General features: G+C 72.4%; 17 protein-coding genes and 1 tRNA gene. 13 read left to right on the plus strand and 5 right to left on the minus strand.

Annotated features, from left to right (window positions below; genetic code table 11):
- Positions 1 to 74 precede the first annotated feature (74 nt).
- Positions 75 to 770, minus strand: coding sequence for a DUF461 domain-containing protein (locus AC0VY3_RS01810; protein ID WP_103511805.1), 696 nt, complete (start codon positions 768 to 770; stop codon positions 75 to 77).
- A 745-nt stretch (positions 771 to 1,515) separates the two neighbouring features.
- Here AC0VY3_RS01810 and AC0VY3_RS01815 point away from each other — a divergent pair.
- From AC0VY3_RS01815 to AC0VY3_RS01865, 11 genes are all read left to right on the plus strand, one after another.
- Positions 1,516 to 1,998 carry a CarD family transcriptional regulator gene (locus tag AC0VY3_RS01815; RefSeq protein WP_003953493.1) on the plus strand — a complete coding sequence of 161 codons (483 nt, stop codon included), beginning with the start codon at positions 1,516 to 1,518 and terminating at the stop codon, positions 1,996 to 1,998.
- Positions 1,999 to 2,340: 342 nt separating this feature from the next.
- Positions 2,341 to 3,108 (plus strand): 2-C-methyl-D-erythritol 4-phosphate cytidylyltransferase, encoded by a 768-nt coding sequence (ispD, locus tag AC0VY3_RS01820; RefSeq protein ID WP_103511803.1) that lies wholly within the window; start codon positions 2,341 to 2,343, stop codon positions 3,106 to 3,108.
- The gene (gene ispF, locus AC0VY3_RS01825; RefSeq protein ID WP_103511802.1) at positions 3,098 to 3,610 is read left to right on the plus strand and encodes a 2-C-methyl-D-erythritol 2,4-cyclodiphosphate synthase; all 513 of its coding nucleotides are present in this window, start codon (positions 3,098 to 3,100) and stop codon (positions 3,608 to 3,610) included. Before ispD ends, ispF begins: the two co-directional genes overlap by 11 nt.
- Positions 3,611 to 3,723: 113 nt before the next feature.
- A complete protein-coding gene (locus AC0VY3_RS01830) occupies positions 3,724 to 4,299 on the plus strand; it encodes a GNAT family N-acetyltransferase (protein WP_103511827.1) in 576 nt (191 codons plus the stop codon).
- Between the two features lie 91 nt (positions 4,300 to 4,390).
- Positions 4,391 to 5,917, plus strand: coding sequence for an ABC transporter substrate-binding protein (locus AC0VY3_RS01835; RefSeq protein WP_475548740.1), 1,527 nt, complete (start codon positions 4,391 to 4,393; stop codon positions 5,915 to 5,917).
- A 4-nt stretch (positions 5,918 to 5,921) separates the two neighbouring features.
- Entirely contained in the window at positions 5,922 to 7,643 is a 1,722-nt protein-coding gene (locus tag AC0VY3_RS01840) for an ABC transporter permease subunit (protein ID WP_475548741.1), read from the plus strand.
- Positions 7,644 to 8,017: 374 nt separating this feature from the next.
- The gene (locus AC0VY3_RS01845) at positions 8,018 to 9,274 is read left to right on the plus strand and encodes an MFS transporter (RefSeq protein ID WP_475551622.1); all 1,257 of its coding nucleotides are present in this window, start codon (positions 8,018 to 8,020) and stop codon (positions 9,272 to 9,274) included.
- 46 nt (positions 9,275 to 9,320) lie between these two features.
- Entirely contained in the window at positions 9,321 to 9,725 is a 405-nt protein-coding gene (locus tag AC0VY3_RS01850) for a PPOX class F420-dependent oxidoreductase (protein WP_103508071.1), read from the plus strand.
- Between the two features lie 153 nt (positions 9,726 to 9,878).
- Positions 9,879 to 11,279, plus strand: a complete 1,401-nt coding sequence (gene cysS / locus AC0VY3_RS01855; RefSeq protein WP_103508072.1) for a cysteine--tRNA ligase — start codon at positions 9,879 to 9,881, stop codon at positions 11,277 to 11,279.
- Positions 11,280 to 11,377: 98 nt separating this feature from the next.
- A complete protein-coding gene (gene rlmB, locus AC0VY3_RS01860; protein ID WP_103508073.1) occupies positions 11,378 to 12,334 on the plus strand; it encodes a 23S rRNA (guanosine(2251)-2'-O)-methyltransferase RlmB in 957 nt (318 codons plus the stop codon).
- 161 nt (positions 12,335 to 12,495) lie between these two features.
- On the plus strand, positions 12,496 to 14,127 hold the full coding sequence (locus AC0VY3_RS01865; protein ID WP_475548742.1) for a DoxX family membrane protein: 1,632 nt from the start codon (positions 12,496 to 12,498) through the stop codon (positions 14,125 to 14,127).
- Between the two features lie 135 nt (positions 14,128 to 14,262).
- On the opposite strand, the gene AC0VY3_RS01870 is transcribed toward AC0VY3_RS01865, so the two are convergent.
- The 4 genes from AC0VY3_RS01870 to AC0VY3_RS01885 form a co-directional block, all read right to left on the minus strand.
- Positions 14,263 to 14,979 carry a nucleotidyltransferase family protein gene (locus AC0VY3_RS01870; RefSeq protein ID WP_103508075.1) on the minus strand — a complete coding sequence of 239 codons (717 nt, stop codon included), beginning with the start codon at positions 14,977 to 14,979 and terminating at the stop codon, positions 14,263 to 14,265.
- 88 nt (positions 14,980 to 15,067) lie between these two features.
- On the minus strand, positions 15,068 to 15,481 hold the full coding sequence (locus AC0VY3_RS01875) for a hypothetical protein (protein ID WP_103508076.1): 414 nt from the start codon (positions 15,479 to 15,481) through the stop codon (positions 15,068 to 15,070).
- A 231-nt stretch (positions 15,482 to 15,712) separates the two neighbouring features.
- A complete protein-coding gene (locus AC0VY3_RS01880) occupies positions 15,713 to 16,849 on the minus strand; it encodes an ABC transporter ATP-binding protein (protein WP_103508077.1) in 1,137 nt (378 codons plus the stop codon).
- A gap of 339 nt (positions 16,850 to 17,188) precedes the next feature.
- On the minus strand, positions 17,189 to 18,595 hold the full coding sequence (locus tag AC0VY3_RS01885) for an RNA-guided endonuclease InsQ/TnpB family protein (RefSeq protein ID WP_103508078.1): 1,407 nt from the start codon (positions 18,593 to 18,595) through the stop codon (positions 17,189 to 17,191).
- A gap of 153 nt (positions 18,596 to 18,748) precedes the next feature.
- Here AC0VY3_RS01885 and AC0VY3_RS01890 point away from each other — a divergent pair.
- A tRNA-Thr gene (locus tag AC0VY3_RS01890) sits at positions 18,749 to 18,824 on the plus strand.
- A 139-nt stretch (positions 18,825 to 18,963) separates the two neighbouring features.
- Positions 18,964 to 19,989: a MarR family transcriptional regulator gene (locus AC0VY3_RS01895; RefSeq protein ID WP_103508079.1), complete on the plus strand. Its 1,026-nt coding sequence runs from the start codon at positions 18,964 to 18,966 to the stop codon at positions 19,987 to 19,989.
- Positions 19,990 to 20,123 lie beyond the last annotated feature (134 nt).

Here is a 20,123-nt window from a genome sequence, read left to right on the forward strand (position 1 = left end):
GGGAAGCGCCCCCTCGACGTGCGTGGTGTGTGCTGCTGCCGCGCGGTCCGCGTTACGGGGCCGGAGCCGCCGTGTCAGTTGGCCGCGGGTACGTCGCCCGTGCCCTGCGCGGCCGCGTCGCCCTGCGCGCCCTCGGTGTCGGCGCCGTTCGCCGGCGTACCGCCCGTCGCGCCCTCGGTCGCGGCGGGGGTCTCGCCGTTGCCGGTCGCGTCGCCCGAGGGCGTCGGGCTCGGCTTCGGCGCGGGGGCCTCCGCCTTCGGGCTGGGGCCGAAGTCCTTGAAGAAGCCCTCGGCCGGGAAGACGCTGGCTCCGAGGCCGACGTCGCCGGTCCGGCTGAGCTTGAAGACGACCTGCTGGACGTCGCCGTTGCGCGCGGCCTCGCCGCTGTTCTCGATCACGGCGGCGGCGTTGCCCTTGCCGCCGATGATGACCTGGCCGCCGGCCGGGACCACGATGGGGCCCTTGCCCTTGGCGGCCTGGAGTTTCACCTCGACGTTGCTGCCGGGCAGCGTGATCGCCTCCAGCACCTCGCGCTCGGTGCCGTCGTTGAACAGCGTCGCCGCGACGACGGCGGGGCCGTCGGCGCCACCGTCGGGCTGCGTGATCACGTTCACGTTCTGGACCTTGATGCTGCCGACCGAGGTGGCCGGGTTGTCCGGCCTGATCTTGAGCGTCTCGGCGTTGTTGCCCGCCGCGCAGGCGGACAGGGAGACGATCGAGAACACGGTGGCGGTGGCGGCGAGGGCGCCGTGTCGAAGGCTGCGGCTCACGGCGGCGGCAACTCCTTGAACGATCGGACTGCGGGCTTCGGACGTCGGGCGTCGAGCGGTGGGGTAAAGCCGCCCTAAGGGTGTGTCAGCGGCCTTAGGCTACCGAGCCGCCCCGCCCGCCCTGCACCCGACCCGCCCCTGAGGGCGGTCTCGTCGATCAGGGGTGGACCGGGCGGCTTCCGCGCCGGCCCGCCGGACCGTCCGCGCGTGCCCGTACGAGGTGGCGCACGAGGTGTTCGCCGGGGCGTGCGTACGAGGTTCGCAGGAGGTCCGGAGGCGGTTCGGACGAGGTTCTCCGGATGTTCTACCCGTCGGTAGGTCATGTGCCGTTCACATAATCCGCGTGATCAATTCTTCCGGCCGTGTCGTCGCTTCTTCTTCATTCCCCTGCTTCGGGGCGGAAAGGCGCCGCACGACATGTGGCTTGATCAATTTCATTGCGGCCCGGCGGTTACGCCCGTACAGATGAGCGGTCACCGAACGGAGTAGGGAATGATCGCCATCCCCAAACCGACAAAACGGGACTTTCGGCCTCTTCTGTAGTGCTTCCGGGGTGTGTGACGTGGGTGTTTCGCCCCGGGCGCACAGTGGCTCCGACCTGCGAATACCGTCTTCCGGATGCCTTCCGCAGCACGTTCGTGTTGCTGTTGTCAAGCCCCGAGATATGCCCTGACCTGCGAAAACGCCATTCAGGAGATGCAGTTCTCGTGTTACTCTGGATAGCCACGGAAGGGGTACCTGTCACATGACGTTCAAGGTTGGCGACACCGTGGTCTATCCCCATCACGGGGCCGCGCTGATCGAGGCTATCGAAACTCGCCAGATCAAAGGCGTGGACAAGACCTACTTGGTGCTCAAGGTCGCCCAGGGCGACTTGACGGTTCGTGTGCCGGCGGACAATGCGGAGTTCGTGGGTGTGCGCGACGTGGTCGGGCAGGACGGGCTGGACCGGGTCTTCGAGGTGCTGCGCGCACCGTATGCCGAAGAGCCGACGAACTGGTCCCGGCGTTACAAGGCAAATCTCGAAAAGCTCGCCTCCGGCGATGTCATCAAGGTCGCCGAAGTCGTGCGTGACCTGTGGCGTCGGGAGCGCGAGCGCGGTCTCTCCGCCGGGGAGAAGCGCATGCTCGCCAAGGCCCGCCAGATCCTGGTGAGCGAGCTCGCTCTCGCGGAGAACACGAACGAGGACAAGGCCGAGGCTCTGCTCGACGAGGTCCTCGCGTCCTGACACCGGATCACACCGGTCGTATGAATGTGCCGCGGTGCCCGCTGACCAGCCGTTTCCACGCTGTGTCGTCGGGCGCTGCGGCATGTTCGGACCCACATCCGGGCTTCCGGTGCCCGACTGCCGGTGATCCCCCGTGCCCGCGGTGCGATCCGCGTATGCGGAGACCGTCGGTGCGTGACGGCCCCCGGTGGTGCGTGAGCACCCGATGCGACCTGTCCTCGCCCGGGTGTCACGGAAGGGGCCCGGTGCGAGTCAGGGCGTCACGCCCGGCTCGCTGGGCCCCTACCCATGTCGGTCGTGGAAACAAACCTGCCGATCCTTCGGACCTTCGGAGTGCAACCGATGCCATCGACGACACCCCCGGCCGACCCGCCGCGTCCTCCTCGTACCGCCGCGGTGATTCCCGCCGCCGGGCGGGGCGTGCGGCTCGGGCCGGGCGCGCCCAAGGCCCTCCGGACGCTCGGCGGGACGCCCATGCTGATCCACGCCGTTCGCGCCATGGCCGCGTCCCGTGCCGTATCCCTCGTCGTGGTCGTCGCCCCGCCGGACGGCGCGCCCGAGGTGAAGCACCTCCTGGACGAGCACGCGCTGCCCGAGCGCACCGACTACCTGGTGGTGCCGGGCGGTGAGACCCGCCAGGAGTCCGTGAGCCTGGGCCTCGACGCGCTGCCCGAGGACGTCTCCGTCGTCCTGGTCCACGACGCCGCCCGCCCGCTGGTACCGGTCGACACGGTCGACGCGGTGGCCGCCGCCGTACGGGACGGAGCGCCCGCCGTCGTTCCCGCGCTGCCCCTCGCGGACACGGTCAAGGAGGTCGAGCCCGCCGGGACGCCGGGGGAGCCGGAGCCGGTGATCGCCACTCCCGTACGGGCCAGGCTGCGCGCGGTGCAGACGCCGCAGGGCTTCGACCGGGACACGCTGGTGCGGGCGCACGCCGAGGTCGCGGTCGACGGCGAGGGCGCCACGGACGACGCGGGCATGGTGGAACGCCTCGGGCAGCCGGTGGTCGTCGTCCCCGGCCACGAGGAGGCGTTCAAGGTGACCCGGCCGCTCGACCTGGTGCTGGCCGAAGCGGTACTCGCCCGCAGGAGGGCCAACGATGGTTTCTGACACCTCTGCGACGGGGCCCGCCCCCGTCATCCCGCTCGTCGGCATCGGCACCGACATCCATGCCTTCGAGGAGGGCCGCGAGCTGTGGTGCGCGGGCCTGAAGTGGGAGGGCGAGGGTCCCGGGCTGGCCGGCCACTCGGACGCCGACGTCGTCGCGCACGCCGCCTGCAACGCGCTCTTCTCCGCCGCCGGCCTCGGCGACCTCGGGCAGCACTTCGGCACCGGCCGCCCCGAGTGGTCCGGGGCCGCGGGCATCACGCTGCTCACCGAGGCCGCCCGGATCGTCCGCGCCGGCGGCTTCGAGATCGGGAACGTCGCCGTCCAGGTCGTCGGCCTCCGCCCGAAGATCGGCAAGCGCCGCGAAGAGGCCCAGAAGGTGCTGTCCGCCGCCGTGGGCGCCCCGGTCTCACTCTCCGCCGCCACCTCCGACGGGCTCGGCTTCACCGGCCGCGGCGAGGGCATCGCCGGTATCGCGACCGCCCTGGTCTACCGGACCGGCTGACCCGCAGGAGCCTCCCGGGCCGCCTGCTGCACATCACTTGCACGTACGCTGAAGACGCAAGCGATGTGTCCCATGAGGCGGGAGTGGTACCGGTGACCAGCGCGACCACGGTGATGACGGGGGCGGCGACCGGCCGGGCCGTGGCCGACGGCGGTCACGAAGACGCCGGATACGTCCTGCGCACCGCCACCGCCGACGACCTCGGCGGGGCGCGGGCCGTGATGCTCGACACCGTCTACCGCGACCTGAGGTCCGGCTACGTACCCCGCTGGCACGCCGACATCATCGACCCCGAGGCCGCCTACCTCCGCCCGGCGCGCTGCACCCTGCTCGTCGTCGAGCACCGCGGCGAGATCGTCGCCACCGGGGCCGTGCGCGACCGGGGGCCGCAGGCGCCGCCCAACCCGCAGTGGGTCGCCGACCGCTTCCCCTCCGGCTCCACCGCGCAGCTCTGCCGGATCTATGTGCGCCCCGAGCACCGCAGGCACGGGCTGGCCCGGCGACTGGTGCGCGAGCTGGGGGAGTTCGTGGTGCGGGCGGGCGGCTACACGGCCCTGTACCTGCACACCGATCCCGCCGTGCCGGGCGCCGAGCCCTTCTGGCGTTCGCTGGCCCGTGAGGTGTGCGACGAGCGGACGCTGCCCGGGGGCGGGCAGGGGATCGTCCACTTCGAGCTGCCGATGCCGTAACCGGTGCTGCTTCCTACGCCACTGCCGGACGCCGGTGCGATCGGCAGCCCCACCCGTTATATGACAATCGTTTTCATATAAGGTCGCTCCCATGCTCACGCCCCGTCGCCTCCGCCGCGCCGCGCTGCCGCTCGCCGCGACCGCGCTCCTCACCACCGCCGCCACCGCCTGCACCTCCTCCGGAGAGCCGGGCGGCGCCGGCGGCGACCAGCGGCTGAAGGTGGCCCTGGCCTTCCCGCCCGCCCAGGCCATGTCCCCGTACGGCGACGACGCCGTCACCCTGAGCCGGCTCGCCGTCGTCGAGGGGCTCACCCGGCTCGACCGCAACGGTGAGGCCAAGCCCGCGCTCGCCACCTCCTGGAAGCGCGACGGCGACCGCGCCTGGCTGTTCACGGTCCGGCCGGACACCGTCTTCCAGGACGGCACGAAACTCGACGCCGCCGCCGTGGTCCGCTCGCTGGCCGCCGCGCAGCAGGCCTCCCCGAAGCCCCGGGTGCTGTCCGACACCACGCTCACGCCCACCGCCGAGGGCGCGGACACCGTACGGATCACGACGAAGGACGCCGACCCGCTGCTGCCCCAGCGGCTCGCCAACCCGTCGCTGAGCGTCCTGTCCGCCGCCGCGTACGGAAGGAGCGGCGCCAAGGCCGACCCCGCCGGGCACGCCACCGGCCCCTTCACCCTCGCCAAGGTGAACGGCGCGGTCAGCGCCACCCTGGAGCGCAACGACGCCTACTGGGGCGCCAAGGCGAAGGCCCCCGGCGTCGACGTGAAGTTCGTCGCCGACGGCACCGCCCGCGCCAACGCGCTGCGGACCAAGGACGTGGACGTCGCCGAGTACGTACCGATCTCGCAGGCCTCGCTGCTCGGCGAGGGCCTGGTCCACGAGTTCCCCTCCGCCCGCACCAACGGCCTCTCCCTCAACACCGAGCGCGGCGTCTTCGCCGACCCGGCCCTGCGCGCCGCCGCCCGCGCGGCCATCGACCCGAAGGCCCTGGTCGACGGCGTCTACGAAGGGCGCGCCGACACCGCCCAGGGGCTGCTCGGCCCCGGCGTCCCGTGGGCCGCCGACCTGCGCACCGCCCCCACCGGCCGGGCGAAGGCCGCCACCCCGGCCGAGGTGCGGAAGACGCAGCAGATCGTGCTGGCCACCTACACCAACCGGCCCGAGCTGCCCGAGGTCGCCACCGTCGTCCAGCAGCAGCTGGAGAAGCGCGGCTTCACCGTCAAGCAGGTCGTCCGCGACTACGCGCAGATGGAGGCCGACGCGCTGGCCGGGAAGTACGACGCGTTCATCCAGGCCCGCAACACCCTCCTGGACACCGCGGACCCGGTCTCCTACCTCGCCTCCGACTTCACCTGCGGCGGCAGCTTCAACATCACCCAACTCTGCGCGAAGTCCGTCGACACCGCCGTGGACAAGGCCGCCGCCCTCGCCGACACCGACGCCCGCCACCGGGCCGAGATGACCGCCGAGGCCGCGATCCTCGGCTCCGACGCCCTCGTCCCGCTCGTCCACGAACGCTTCGTCCAGGGCTACGACGAAGCCCGCGTCCAGGGCGTCGCCCTCGACCCGATGGAACGCACCCTCATCACCGCCGACACCCGCATCGGGTGACCGCGTGAAGTACCTCGCCGGACGGCTCGGCACCCTGCTCGCCGTCGTCGCGGTGATCGGGCTGCTGCCCTGGCTGACCCGGACCGACCCGGCCCGCACGATCCTGCACGCCCGCTACGCCGACCGGGCCCCGACACCCGAGACCCTCGCCGCGATCCGTGCCGAGACCGGGCTCGACGGCGGCCCGCTGCCCCTCCTCGGCGACTGGCTCGGCGGGCTGTTCCGGGGCGACCTCGGCACGTCCTGGGTCTCCGGGCAGCCCGTCGGACCCGATGTGACCGCCGCGCTCGGCAACTCCCTCACCCTGATGGGCGTCTCGCTCGCCGTCGCCGTGCTCCTCACCCTCGCGCTGAGCGCGGCCACCCTCCGGCGCGGGGCCGCGCGCCGGATCGTCCGGGTACGCGCCGGAGCGGGCGCGGCGGTGCTCGCCGCGCTGCCGGAGTTCCTGCTCGCCGCCGTCCTGGCCACCGTGTTCGCCGTACACCTCGGATGGTTCCCGGCGCTCGGCTGGGGCGCCCCCGGCCAACTCGTCCTGCCCGCACTCGCCATGGGCGTACCGGCGGGGGCGCTGCTCGGCCGGCTGCTGGACGACGCCCTGCCCGGCGCGTTCGCCGAACCCTGGGCGAAGGCCGCCGCCGCGAGCGGCATACCGGGCCGGATCGTCGCCCGGCACGCCCTGCGCCGTACGCTGCCGGGCCTGCTGCCCCAGCTCGGCCTGGTCGCGGTCGGACTGACCGGCGGGGCGGTCGCCGTCGAGACGCTGTACGCGATCCCCGGCCTCGGCGGTACGGCACTGGCCGCCGCCCTCGCCCAGGACCTGCCCGTCCTCCAGGCGGCCGTCCTCGTCCTGCTGCTCCTCGGGGTCGCCGCGGGCCTGCTCGCCCGCCTCGCCGTCCGCGTCCTCCTCGGCCCCGCGCTCACCGACCGCGCGCTGCCCGCCCTCGTCGCGCCCCGGCTGCCCGGCCGCCGCGCGGTCACCGTCGCCGCCCTCGTCCTCGGCGGCCTGCTGATCGCGGTCACCGTCGCGGGCCTCCTGCGCGACCCGCTCCACGTCGACACCGCCGCCCGCCTCGCCGGCCCCACCACCGCGCACCCCTTCGGCACCGACAACCTCGGCCGCGACGTCCTCGCCCGCCTCGGCCACGGCGCGGCCCGCACCGCGCTGGCCGCCGTGGCGGTCGGAGCCGTCACCCTGGTGCTCGGGCTGTTCCTCGGGGCGGTGCGCGCCGGGGCGCTCACCGAGACCGCGAACGCGCTCCCCGCCGTCCTCGCCGGACTCGTCGTCGCGGGCATCGCCGGACCGGGCCCCTGGGGCGCGGCCGCCGCCGTGGCCGCCGTCGCCTGGGCCCCGCTCGCCGCGCACACCGCCGCGCTGTACGCCCAGGAGAAGGCGGCCCCGCACCTCGCCGCCGCCGTCGCGCTCGGCGCGGACCGGGCCCATCTGCTGCGCCGCCACGTCCTGCCCGGCGTCCTGCCGCCGGTGGTCCGCCACGCCCTCCTCCGTGTTCCGGCCATCGCGCTCGCCCTGGCCTCCCTCGGCTTCCTCGGCCTCGGCACGCAGGCGCCCGCGCCGGAGTGGGGCCGGATGCTGTCGGAGAACATGCCGTACGCGGAACGCGCCCCGTGGGCCGTCCTCGCCCCCGCCGCCGCGCTCGCCGTCCTCGGCGCCCTGGCAGTCCTCACCTCGGCCGCTGTGCGCGGGCGCACCCCGGCAGGCCTGAAGTGAACCGGCCCGCGCCCGCACCGGAGCCCGCGCCCGGGTCCCCGCCCGCCGCGCCCGTGCCGGAGCCCGGGTGCCCGCCCGCACTTGCTGATGCGCCCGGGCCAGCGCCCGCTGACGCGCCCGCGCCCGCACCGGAGCCCGGGCCAGCGCCGGAGCCCCGGTCAGCGCCGGAACCCGGGTGCCCGCCCGCCCTCGCTGATGCGCCCGTGCCCGCGCCGGAGCCCGTGCCCGGTGACGCGCCCGCACCCGTGCCCGCGCCTGGTGACGCGCCCGCACACAGCGACGCGCCCGCCGAAAGCCGCCGGTTCCGGCCCCGCCTCGCGAGCGCGCCCACCCCCTACCTCCGGCTCCTCACGGCCACCCAGTTCGCCTTCAACATCGGCTTCTACGCCGTCCTGCCCTATCTCGCCACCCACCTCGGCAGTGGTCTCGGCATGGCGGGCTGGCTCGTCGGACTCGTCCTCGGGCTGCGCACCTTCAGCCAGCAGGGCCTGTTCGTCGTCGGCGGCGCGCTCACCGACCGGTACGGCCCGCGCCCCGTCGTGCTGGCGGGCTGCGCCCTGCGGATCGCCGGGTTCGGCTGGCTCGCCGTCGCCGGATCCACGGCCACCGTCATCGGCGCCGTCCTCCTCATCGGCTTCGCCGCCGCCCTGTTCTCCCCGGCCGTCGAGTCCGAGGCCGCCCGGGAGGCCGTCCGGCACGAACGGGACACCGGCGCCCCGCGCGCCCATGTCCTCGCCCTGTTCTCCGCCGCCGGACAGGCCGGAGCGTTCCTCGGGCCGCTGCTCGGCTCGCTGCTCCTGCTCCTGGGCGGCGGCTTCCGGGCCGCCTGCCTCGCCGGAGCCCTCGTCTTCGTCGCCGTACTGACCGGGCACGCCCGCCTGATGCCGCACACCGCCCCCGTACGGGAACAGGCACCGGCCCCGGCACAGGAGCCGACTCCGGCCCCGGCACAAGGACAGCCCCCGGCACAGCAGTCGGCCCCGCACGTCGCCACCCGTACGGCTCAACCTGCGCGGTCGTCCTGGCGCGCGGTCTTCGCCAACCGCGCCTTCCTGCTGCTCTGCCTCGCGTACTCCACCTACCTCGTCGCCTACAACCAGCTCTATCTCTCGCTGCCCGTCGAGGTGGAGCGCGCCACCGGTTCCCAGGCCGCGCTCGGCTGGCTCTTCGCGCTGTCCTCGCTGCTGGTCGTCGTCGCCCAGATGCCGCTGACCCGCTGCTCCGCCCGCCGGATCGCCCCGCGCACCGCGCTCGTCACCGGCCTCGCGGTCGTGGCCGCCGGCTTCGCCGCCGTACCGCTGACGCCTGCGGGCCCCGGCGGTCTGCTGCCCGGCGCCGCGCTCGTCGTCCTGCTCACCCTGGGCCAGATGCTGCTGGTCCCCGCGGCCCGGGGCCTGGTGCCCGACCTGGTCGAGGACCGGCACCTGGGGCTGGCCACCGGGGCGCTGTCCTCCGTCTCAGGGGTCGCCGTCCTCGCCGGCAGCGCCGCGACCGGCGCCCTGCTGGAGGCGCCCGCGCCGGTGCGGTGGGCGGCGCTCGCGGCGGTCCCGTTCGCCGGGGCGCTCCTGGCATTCACCCTTCCGGCGGGACGCGGCGGGAAGGAACAGGGAACGCGCGCGGTTACGGGGTAGAAGCGATGGACCCATTGCCCCGCAGGCACTCAGGAGGACGTACGTCATGACCGCCGCACTCTCCACCGAGCTCAAGAACCTGCTCGACACCCCCGTGTTCGTCAACATCGCCACCATCCAGCCCGACGGCAGCCCCCAGGTCTCCCCGGTCTGGGTCAAACGCGACGGTGACGACGTCCTGATCTCCACCACCGTCGGCCGCCGCAAGGAGAAGAACCTCCGCCGCGACCCCCGCGTCACCGTGGTCGTGCAGCCCTTCGACGCCCCGTACAGCTACGCCGAGATCCGCGGCGAGGCGACGCTGACGACGGACGGCGGGCAGGAACTGATCGACGAGCTCTCGGTGAAGTACACCGGCAAGCCGTACGCCGAGTTCAACCCGAACTCCGGCGCCGACGACCTCCGCGTGGTCGTCCGCATCTCCGCGCGCAAGATCGTCGGCAGCATCTGAGGGCCGGTCCGGACCCGGAGGGCGCCCCGCGCGGCTGAAACGCACGCCGGAAAACGCTCTCCGGACCGCTTCGGACCATCCCGGTACCAGAAAGTTGTCCCCGCGATCCCCAAGGGTCGCGGGGCACTGGTGCGGGCCTACTACCCTTGAGGCGTGACTATTCGCCTGCACGACACCAGCGCCCGGCAGATCCGTGACTTCGTCCCGCTCACAGCGGGCTGTGTCTCGATCTACCTCTGTGGCGCCACCGTCCAGGCAGCACCGCATATCGGCCACATCCGCTCGGGCCTGAACTTCGACATCATGCGCCGCTGGTTCACCTACCGCGGCTACGACGTCACGTTCATCCGGAACGTCACCGACATCGACGACAAGATCATCGCGAAGTCCGCCGAACAGGGCCGCCCCTGGTGGTCGATCGGCTACGAGAACGAGCGCGCGTTCAACGACGGCTACGACGTGCTCGGCTGCCTGCCGCCCACCTACGAGCCCCGCGCCACCGGCCACATCCCCGAGATGATCGAGATGATGACCGGCCTGATCGAGCGCGGTCACGCCTACGAGGCCGACGGCAACGTCTACTTCGCCGTGCGCTCGCTCCCCAGCTATCTGGAGCTCTCCAACCAGGAGCTCGACGATCTGCGCCAGCCCTCCGGCGAGGGCGAGACCGGCAAGCGCGACCAGCGCGACTTCGCCATGTGGAAAGCCGCGAAACCGGGCGAGCCCAGCTGGGAGACGCCGTGGGGCCGCGGCCGGCCCGGCTGGCACCTGGAGTGCTCCGCGATGGCCCACAAGTACCTGGGCTCCGCCTTCGACATCCACGGCGGCGGCATCGACCTGATCTTCCCGCACCACGAGAACGAGATCGCCCAGGCCAAGGCGTACGGCGACGCGTTCGCCTCGTACTGGGTGCACAACGGCTGGGTCACCATGTCCGGCGAGAAGATGTCGAAGTCGCTGGGCAACTCCGTCCTCGTCAGCGAGATGGTCAAGCAGTGGCGTCCCATCGTCCTGCGCTACTACCTCGGCACCCCGCACTACCGGTCGATGATCGAGTACAGCGAGGAGGCTCTGCGCGAGGCCGAGTCCGCGTTCGCCCGGATCGAGGGCTTCGTCCAGCGCGTCACCGAGAAGGCCGGGGAGACCGTCCCGCCCGCCGCCGAGGTGCCGCCCGCCTTCGCCGAGGCGATGGACGAGGACCTCGGCGTACCGCAGGCGCTGGCGATCATCCACACCACCGTCCGCCAGGGCAACAGCGCGCTCGCCGCCGACGACAAGGAAGCCGCCGCGGCCCGCCTCGCCGAGGTCCGGGCCATGCTCGGCGTCCTCGGCCTGGACCCGCTCGACCCGCACTGGGCGGGCGAGGGCGACCGGGGCGAGGATCTGCACGGCGTCGTCGACACCCTCGTCCGCCTCGTCCTCGACCAGCGGCAGTCGGCCCGTACGCGCAAGGACTGGGCCGCCGCCGACGCCATCCGCGACCAGCTGGGCCAGTCCGGCCTCGTCATCGAGGACAGCCCCACCGGCCCCCGGTGGACGCTGGGACCGCGCTGAGCACCCGCTCCGAGCAGTGAGATGGTGCCGCCCGGCGAGCCGGGCGGCACACTTTCCTTATACGTACGTACGTCTGAAAGCAACGAAACAGGTAGATCATGGCCGGGAACAGCCAGCGCAGGAACCGCCGCACGTCCAACAAGAAGGGCGCGCAGGTCGGCAGCGGTGGCAAGCGACGCCGTGGCCTGGAGGGCAAGGGCCCGACCCCGCCCGCGTCCGCCCGTAAGGGACACAAGAAGAACCGGGTCGCCAACGCCCAGGCCAAGCAGGCCGCGGCCCGCCGCCCCGCGCCCCGGCGCGGCGGTGTGAAGGGCACCTCGGAGATGGTCGTCGGCCGCAACCCGGTCTACGAGGCCCTGCGCGACGGCGTCCCCGCCGTGACGCTGTACGTCCAGCAGTACATCGACAACGACGAGCGCGTCCGCGACGTGCTCAAGCTCGCCGGCGACCGCGGCACCATCAACCTGATGGAGGCCCCGCGCCCCGAGCTGGACCGGATGACGAACGGCCTGAACCACCAGGGCCTCGTCCTCCAGGTCCCGCCGTACGAGTACGCGCACCCGGACGACCTGCTCGCCGCCGCCGACGACAACCACGAGGACCCGCTGATCGTCGCCCTCGACGGGGTGACCGACCCGCGCAACCTCGGCGCGATCGTCCGCTCGGTCTCCGCGTTCGGCGGCCACGGCGTGGTCGTCCCCGAGCGCCGCGCGGCCGGCATGACCGCCGGAGCGTGGAAGTCCTCGGCCGGCACGGCGGCCCGCACCCCCGTCTCCCGGGTCACCAACCTCACCCGCGCGCTGGAGGGCTACCAGAAGGCGGGCCTCACGGTCGTCGGCCTGGCCGCCGACGGCGAGCACACGGTGGAGGACCTGCAGGAGCTGGCCGGCCCGGTCGTCATCGTCATCGGCAGCGAGGGCAAGGGCCTCGGCCGCCTCGTCGGCGAGACCTGCGACTACCGGGTGCGGATCTCGATGCCCGGCGGCGCGGAGTCGCTCAACGCCGGTGTCGCGGCGGGCATCGTGCTGTACGAGGTGGCGCGCCGCCGGTCCTGAGCCGTGAGGCGTTCGCCCGTCGACGGGCCCGTCCGCCGGGAGAGTTGACGCGCGAACGCCGAACATCCATCCAGGATGCCCGAGTTTGGCCTGATCTTGACGGGTCTCGGACACATCCGGTGCGGTCAAGGCAGTGTCCTAAACACACATCACTCGGTTAGATGAGTGTGGACACCAGAACGCCTCGGTTCGACGAACAACCCGCCCTGAGCATGACCAAGGTGGACAGCGACCCCGCGCAGGTCATCGTCAACCACGCCAGCTTCCGGGTGCAGCTCGCCCCGGGCCAGCGCACACGGCTGCGCGGTGCCCCCGCGGACACGGCCCGCATCCCCGCCATGAGCGGCGCCGGCGCAGGCCGCAGGCGGGCACCCGTCGTCTGGAGCGGGAAGTCCGCTCCCGGCGACCCCGGCGCGACGGGCCTCCTCCAGGCCGTGCGCAACTCCACCGCAGGACCCCTCGACGCCGGCCTCGGCGGCCTCGGCGGGGCCTCCGTGGACGGGCACGGCCAGGAAGCGGGCGCGACGCAGGTCATCCCGCTCCTGGAGGAGACGCAGCCCAACCCCGTGATGACCGCCCCCCACGGGCCGGGACGCACCGGACCGCTGCTGCCGCCCATGCGGCAGGCCGTCGGCGCGTACGACGACCCGGTCGACGGCCCCGGACGCCCCGACGGCATCGACGACGACTACGACGAAGCCGAGGAATCCCGCTCCCGACGGAGCACGGGCGACCCCGTCCGGCACGCCTACTACCCCGGCCACCGGATGAACCTGGGCGTCGTGCTGCTCCCCATGCGGGTGCTCCTCGGCTTCATCTCCATCTACGCCGGCATGGGCAAGCTGTGCGACCCCGTCTACTTCGACGGCGGCGAGCGCGGCTCGATGGTCAAGTGGCTCACCTCCCTGCACCCGTGGGCGCTGGCCGAGCCGCTGCGCGACTTCGCGCTCTCCCACCCGGTCGGCGCCGGACTGACCGTCGCCTTCCTCCAGGTCGTCGTCGGCGTCCTCACCGTCCTCGGCCTCTGGCAGCGGGTCGCCGCCGCGTTCGGCGCACTGCTCTCCGCCGCGCTGCTGGTCACGGTCAGCTGGCGCACCGTCGCGGTCTACGACGCCCCCGACATCATCCTGCTCGCCGCCTGGAGCCCGCTGATCATCGCGGGCGCACCGGTCTACTCCGTGGACGGCCGACTGGCCGGCGAAGCCTGGCGCAAGCTCGGCCCGCGCTCGGAGATCTGGGACCTGCGCCGCCGGGTCCTGCGCCGGGGCACCGTCGTCGCCACGGTCGTCGTCGGCCTCACCCTGCTCATCGGCTCCATCCTCGGCGGCGCGGTCCGCTCCACCGAGGTCGTCACCGTCCCCGGCCGCAACGACAACCCCACCAACCGCCTCCCCGGCATGCCGCTGCCCCAGGAGTCCACCGGCGAACGCCAGGCCTCCCGGACACCGGAGCAGGAGCGCCGCCCGGAGCCCAGCCGCTCCGGCACGGCCACCACCCCCGCCACCGGCCAGGTCGCCCCGGGCGCGACCCGCGACTCCGGCGGCCAGAGCACCGGTTCGGGCACCCAGCCCAGCGAGACCCAGGGCACCGGCCAGGAACCCCCGCAGCAGTCCACCCCGCAGCAGCCCCCGGCCGCCACCAGCGCCGGACCCACCTCCTCCGGCTCCACCGGCGGCGACGACTCCTCCGGCGGCGGCGAACCGGCCCCCACCGGCGGCTCGACCTCCTCCGGCGGCGAGGGCTCGACCTCGGGCGGCGGCGGCCGGAACCCCATCGGCGGCCTGCTCGGCTGACCGTACGACAGCAGCACCGACGCGGCACCGACAACAGCACCGACAGCGACACCCGCACAGCGACAAGAGCGGCTCCCACCCGGCAAGGAGAACCGGGCGGGAGCCGCCCTTCGTGTGCGTACGTACGGGGAGCTGTCAGGCGCTGTGCGAGCCGAGCTCGCGGGCCGCCTCGGTGAGGTCCTTGGCGGTGTCGATGGCCCGCCAGTACGCCCCGTTCGGCAGCGGATACCCGGCGAGCCGACGCTCACGGGCGAGCCGCGGGAAGGTGGTCCGCTCGTGGTCGCCCCGGTCCGGCAGCAGCTTCGTGAACACGGGCGAGAACACGTACACGCCGGCGTTGATCAGATACGGCGACGGCGGCGACTCGATGAAGTCGGTGATGTGCCCGAACGCGTCCGTCTCCACCGCACCCCACGGGATCCGGGGCCGGGCGAGGGCCAGGGTGGCGGTGGCGTCGCGCTCCGCGTGGAAGGCGGCCATCTCACGCAGGGAGAAGCGCGTCCAGATGTCGCCGTTGGTGGCGTACCAGGGCTGCTCCGGATCGGGCAGCCGCCCGGCCGCGTACTTCAGTCCGCCGCCGCGCCCCAGCGGCTCGGTCTCCACGACGGTGGTGACCCGGAGCGGCAGCACGGCCGCCTCCAGCCACTCCTGGAGCACCTCGGCGAGATGCCCGCAGGAGACCACGGCGTCGGTGACTCCCTCGGCGGCCAGCCAGGACAGCTGATGGCCGATGATCGGAGTCCCGGTTCCGGGGATCTCGACCATCGGCTTGGGGCGGTCGTCGGTGTACGGCCGCAGCCGCGACCCCTGGCCACCGGCAAGGATCACGGCCTGCGTCGGATACGTATGCATGGCAGGCACGATATGCGGTGCCCGCCGACGGGAGGCGGCGCTGCGCGCGACCGCCTCCCGGGCTCAGCCTCCGGGGCTCAGCCTTCGCTCAGCTGAACTGCGCGACGCCGGAGGCGAACGAGGTGTCGCAGACGGGCCGGGAGAAGCGGTGCGCCCGGGTCGGGCCGTACTGCTCGACGGCCGCCTTGCCGAGCGCCTTCGCGATCGACATGCAGTGCCGGGCGAGGGACGGACGCTGCTCGACGGCGCGCTGGAGGCCCGTGAGCGCGGTGCCCGGGTCCTTCTCCTGGAGCTCCACGAGCAGCTTCTCCCGCAGGACGTCCTGCGGGGCGTGCGGCTTCGCGGGCTTGGACACGGTCTCCGAAGAGGCGGCCAGCAGCTGGGAGTCGCTGTCCGAGTCCGCCCACTGGACGCTGGTGACCGCGAGGGTCCCGGACAGAACCATGACGACGGGCAGGACGAGAGCGAGGGATCGGCCGATGCGGCGCGCGGTGTGGGTCACGCATCGAGCGTAGCGGCCAGTGATGACTTGACGACATTTCGTCACCCTCTCGAGGGATGGTTCGACGCGCCCTTTCGAATACGAGGTTGACGAACCGGGGTGAAATGCCCTGTGTGCCGGGGTATTTGACACCGCCCGGCACCGAAACCCAAACCCGCCCGGACCACGCAAACGGCCCCGCACCGCCGGGCGATGCCGGGGCGCGGGGCCGTGCGTACGGCAGGAGGCGGGTCAGTTGGTGAGCCGCTCGCCGGTGGAGGTCGCGAAGACGTGCAGCTCGTCCGGGCGCGGCACGACGTGCAGCTCGGTGCCCTTCTCCGGAACGGCGCGGCCGCCGACGCGGACCACCAGGTCCTTGTGCTCGCCGCCGACCTGCGTGGAGCCGTAGACGAAGCCGTCGGCGCCGAGCTCCTCGACGACGTTGACGGAGACGGCGAGACCGGCCGGCTCGCCCGAGGTGTCCTTGGTCAGCGCCTTCGCGGCGGCGCCACCGTGCTCGACGATGTCGAAGTGCTCGGGGCGGATGCCGACCGTGACGGTGGTGTCACCACGGTCCGCGGCGGCGGAGAGCGCCTCGCGGGAGACCGGGACGACGCTGTTGCCGAACTTCACGCCGCCGTCGGCGATCGGGACCTCGACGAGGTTCATCGCGGGGGAGCCGATGAAGCCGGCGACGAAGAGGTTCGCCGGGCGGTCGTACATGGTGCGCGGCGAGTCGACCTGCTGGAGCAGCCCGTCCTTCAGCACCGCGACCCGGTCGCCCATGGTGAGGGCCTCGACCTGGTCGTGGGTGACGTACACGGTGGTGATGCCGAGGCGGCGCTGCAGCGAGGCGATCTGCGTACGGGTGGAGACACGGAGCTTGGCGTCGAGGTTCGACAGCGGCTCGTCCATGAGGAAGACCTGCGGCTCACGCACGATGGCCCGGCCCATCGCCACACGCTGACGCTGACCACCGGAGAGCGCCTTCGGCTTGCGGTCCAGGTAGTCGGTGAGGTCCAGCATCTTGGCGGCCTCTTCGACCTTCGCCCGGATCTCGGTCTTGTTCACACCGGCGATCTTCAGCGCGAAGCCCATGTTGTCCGCGACGGACATGTGCGGGTAGAGCGCGTAGTTCTGGAACACCATGGCGATGTCCCGGTCCTTCGGCGGCAGGTGCGTGACGTCGCGGTCACCGATACGGATCGCGCCGCCGTTGACGTCCTCAAGACCCGCGAGCATGCGCAGGGAGGTCGACTTGCCACAACCGGAGGGACCGACGAGGACGAGGAACTCACCGTCCGCGATGTCGATCTCGAGCTGGTCCACGGCCGGCTTCGTGGAGCCGGGGTAGACGCGGGACGCCTTGTCGAACGTGACACTGGCCATGCTGAATCTTCTCCTCAACCGGCAGGAACGTGCCGGACGATCCGAGTAGGGAGTGGTCTGGTCCACAGACGCGAACCTGCGGTGACGTTACCTGGCGTTCATGTGTTCTGTCAGTACCTCTTGGGTGACGAAAAGCGCCCTGCAACCAGGGCGCGATGCCAGAGCAGCTGTCTTTTGACCCGGTCCCGGTATTGAGGGGGAGCTTCCTGTTTCAGCACCCACCGCCGACCGGACGCGGCCCTGAAGGCGACGCCTCGCCGGTCTCACGCAGGCTCCACAGGCATTACGGCCGACGGCCCGTCGGTCCGGCATGCACTTTCTCGGGTATCCCTGAGCTTGTTACACCGCCGGCACCACGTCCGGCATCTCGGACGCACTGATCAACAAGGGCACGGCCCGACCAGGCGGCAGCGCTGACGCCACCAGCTCGTACAGTCGCATCCCCTCGTCCCGCAGGTTCCGCGCCGCGTTCACATCCCGGTCGTGCACCGCACCGCATCCGTCGCAGGACCAGCCGCGCACGGACAGATCCAGCTTCGGACCCGTCGCCCCGCACGCGGAACACCGCCGTGTCGAAGGAAAGAACCGGTCCACGACGACCAGCGTCCGTCCGTACCACGCGCACTTGTATTGCAACTGCCGCAGCAGCGTGCCCCACGAGGCATCCAGGATCGCCCGGTTCAGCCCCGCCTTTCGCCGACGGCACTTCCCCTTCGGCGACCGTACGAGGGAGGCGACGGCCAGGTCTTCCACCACGAGCACTTGGTTCTCGCGCACGAGGCGGGTGGTGAGCTGGTCCAACGCGTCTCGACGGACGTCAGCGATGAGGGCATACAGCCGCGCGATCTCCCGCCGAGCCTTGTCCCGGTTTCTGGATCCCCTGTCCTTACGATGCAGACTCCGCTGGAGATCCGCGAGCCTCGCCCCGTACTTCCTGAGCAGCCGGGGATGGTCCACCTTCTCGCCGTCGTCCAGCGTGACCAGCGCCGCCGGCCCGAGGTCCAGACCGACCGCCTTCGGCGCACCGCCATCCTGCAGAAACACGGGCGGCAGCGTCTCGATCCGCTCCTCCACCAGCACGGAGACGAAGAAGCGCCCCGCCCGGTCACGGCTCACGGTCAGCTTCACCGGCCGCTCGCCCGCCGGAAGCGGACGGGACCAGCGGATACGCAGCGGCCCGGACTGCTTGGCCAGCGCGATCAGCCCCGTACCCGGCCGCTCCGGGTCCTCCGCCCAGCGGAAACCCGTACGGACATAGGTCGCGGAGTCACGGGAACGGCCCTTCCTCTTGCGCTTCGGCTGTCTCCCCGAGCCCTTGAAGAACCGCCCGAACGCGGCGTCGAGATGGCGGAGCGCCTGCTGGAGAACCGTCGAGGACACCTCCTGCAGCCATCGCGTCCCTTCGGCGTTCCGCCAGCCCGTGAGAGCCCGGCAGGACTCGGCGAATCCGAGCGCCACCCGGTGCTCGCGCCAGGCCTTGTCCCGCAGGGCAAGGACCTCGTTGTAGGTCCAGCGGCAGGCGCCGAAGGTCTTGACCAGCTGCTCGGCCTGGGCGGCGGTGGGATAGCAGCGGTACCGGTAGACACGCCGGCGGGTGTCGGCCTCCGGTGTTCTCCGCTGCATCGGCACCGCCACCCGCTGCTGGTGCTTGATGCGGTCGGGAACGCCCAGCGCCTCGCGCTTGACGCGCTTGGCCTCCGCGCCGGTGACGCGGATCGGCTTTTCCCTCCCTGCGGCCTCGACCACGGCCCCTCCCCCTGTCCGATATTCGGATGGCACTGCAGTGCGTTCAACGAACAGGTGAGTGGGAGGTTACGGCCGCCCGATATGCCTGTCCGTGGGGGAGCGGGGCTGTGTAGAGTTGTGACGTCTTGGCGCGCGTCTGCGGTGTGCGTCCTTGCCTCCTTAGCTCAGTTCGGCCCAGAGCGACGCACTTGTAATGCGTAGGTCGTCGGTTCGAATCCGACAGGGGGCTCATCGTGAAGCCCGGGTCGGACGTTCTCCGACCCGGGCTTCTTCGCTGTGGGCGGCGCATGGCCGTTTAGTCCTTGTTCAGTGGGTCCTTATCGTGCTGCCCCAGGCTCGCACCGAGCCGACTCCATGGGGGGAACCACATGCTCCGCATCCATTTCGGCGACGCGGATCTGGCCAGGACCCGACTCGCCCCCGCTCCCGACCCCCTGTTCGAGGTCGCCGCGAGCATGCACCGGCTGCAGTCCAGCCGGGGGCGCTGGGCGTATGCCGGGTGGTATCGGGCGGCGCGGCGGGAGCTGCGGGAGGAGGGGCTGGAGCGGGCTCTGCGGGGTGTGTTGCTGCCCATGTATCCCCGGGCGGCGTACTACCCGGACTTCCTTACGCCGGCCACCGGGGTGGAGGGTCTGGAAGCGGGGCTGGAGGCGCTGCTGGCCACGCCTTCGCAGCGGGTCGAGGAGGAGGTCGGCATGCTCGACCGGTTCATCGGGGCGCCCGGGTGGGCCGGGCGGCTGGCCGAGCATGATGTGCGCCAGGAGTTCGTGGGGATTCTGCGTGCGTATTACGGTGCCGTCGTCGTGCCCCAGCAGGAGCGCATCCAGGCCCGGATCGAGGCCGAGCGGGCGGTGCGGGGCCGGGGGCTGCTGCACGGTGGGGTGGAGGGCATGCTCGCCGGGCTCGGGCCCATGCTGCGGTGGTGTCCGCCGGTGCTGGAGGTCGCGTATCCGCGGCAGACGCAGGACCGGGATCTGTATCTGAACGGGCGTGGGCTCACTCTCGTCCCGTCGTATTTCAACTGGGGCGAGCCCGTCGCGTTCGCCGATCCGGGGCTGCCTCCGGTGCTCTGGTACTCGTTGCTGCACGAGCCCGCGGCCCGTCCCCTGCGGGCCGAGGACCCCGAGCGGTCGCTGGCCGATCTGCTCGGGCGGGCCCGGGCGGTCGCCCTGCGGGTGGCGGCCGGTGGTGCCACCACGGGGGAGATCGCCCGGGCGGCCGGGGTTTCGGCGTCCGCCGCCAGCCGGCATGCCACCGTGCTGCGTGACGCGGGGCTCATCACGACCACCCGCAACGGGCCCGCTGTTCTGCATACGCTCACTCCCACCGGTGCGTCCGTCCTGCGTGCCGCCCAGGCCAGGGCGGGCGGGGAGTCCGCTGACGCGCCGGGCTGAGCCGGGGCGGCCACCGTTCTTCGGGTGGTGCCCCCGGTCCGTTGTGGCGGGGGCGAAGAACGGTGGCGGCCGGAATCGTCGGGGAGCGCGGGGTGTGATGCCCGGGCTCCGCCGTTCTCACTGTCGCCCGGACG

Source organism: Streptomyces sp. iso_384 (assembly GCF_056172905.1).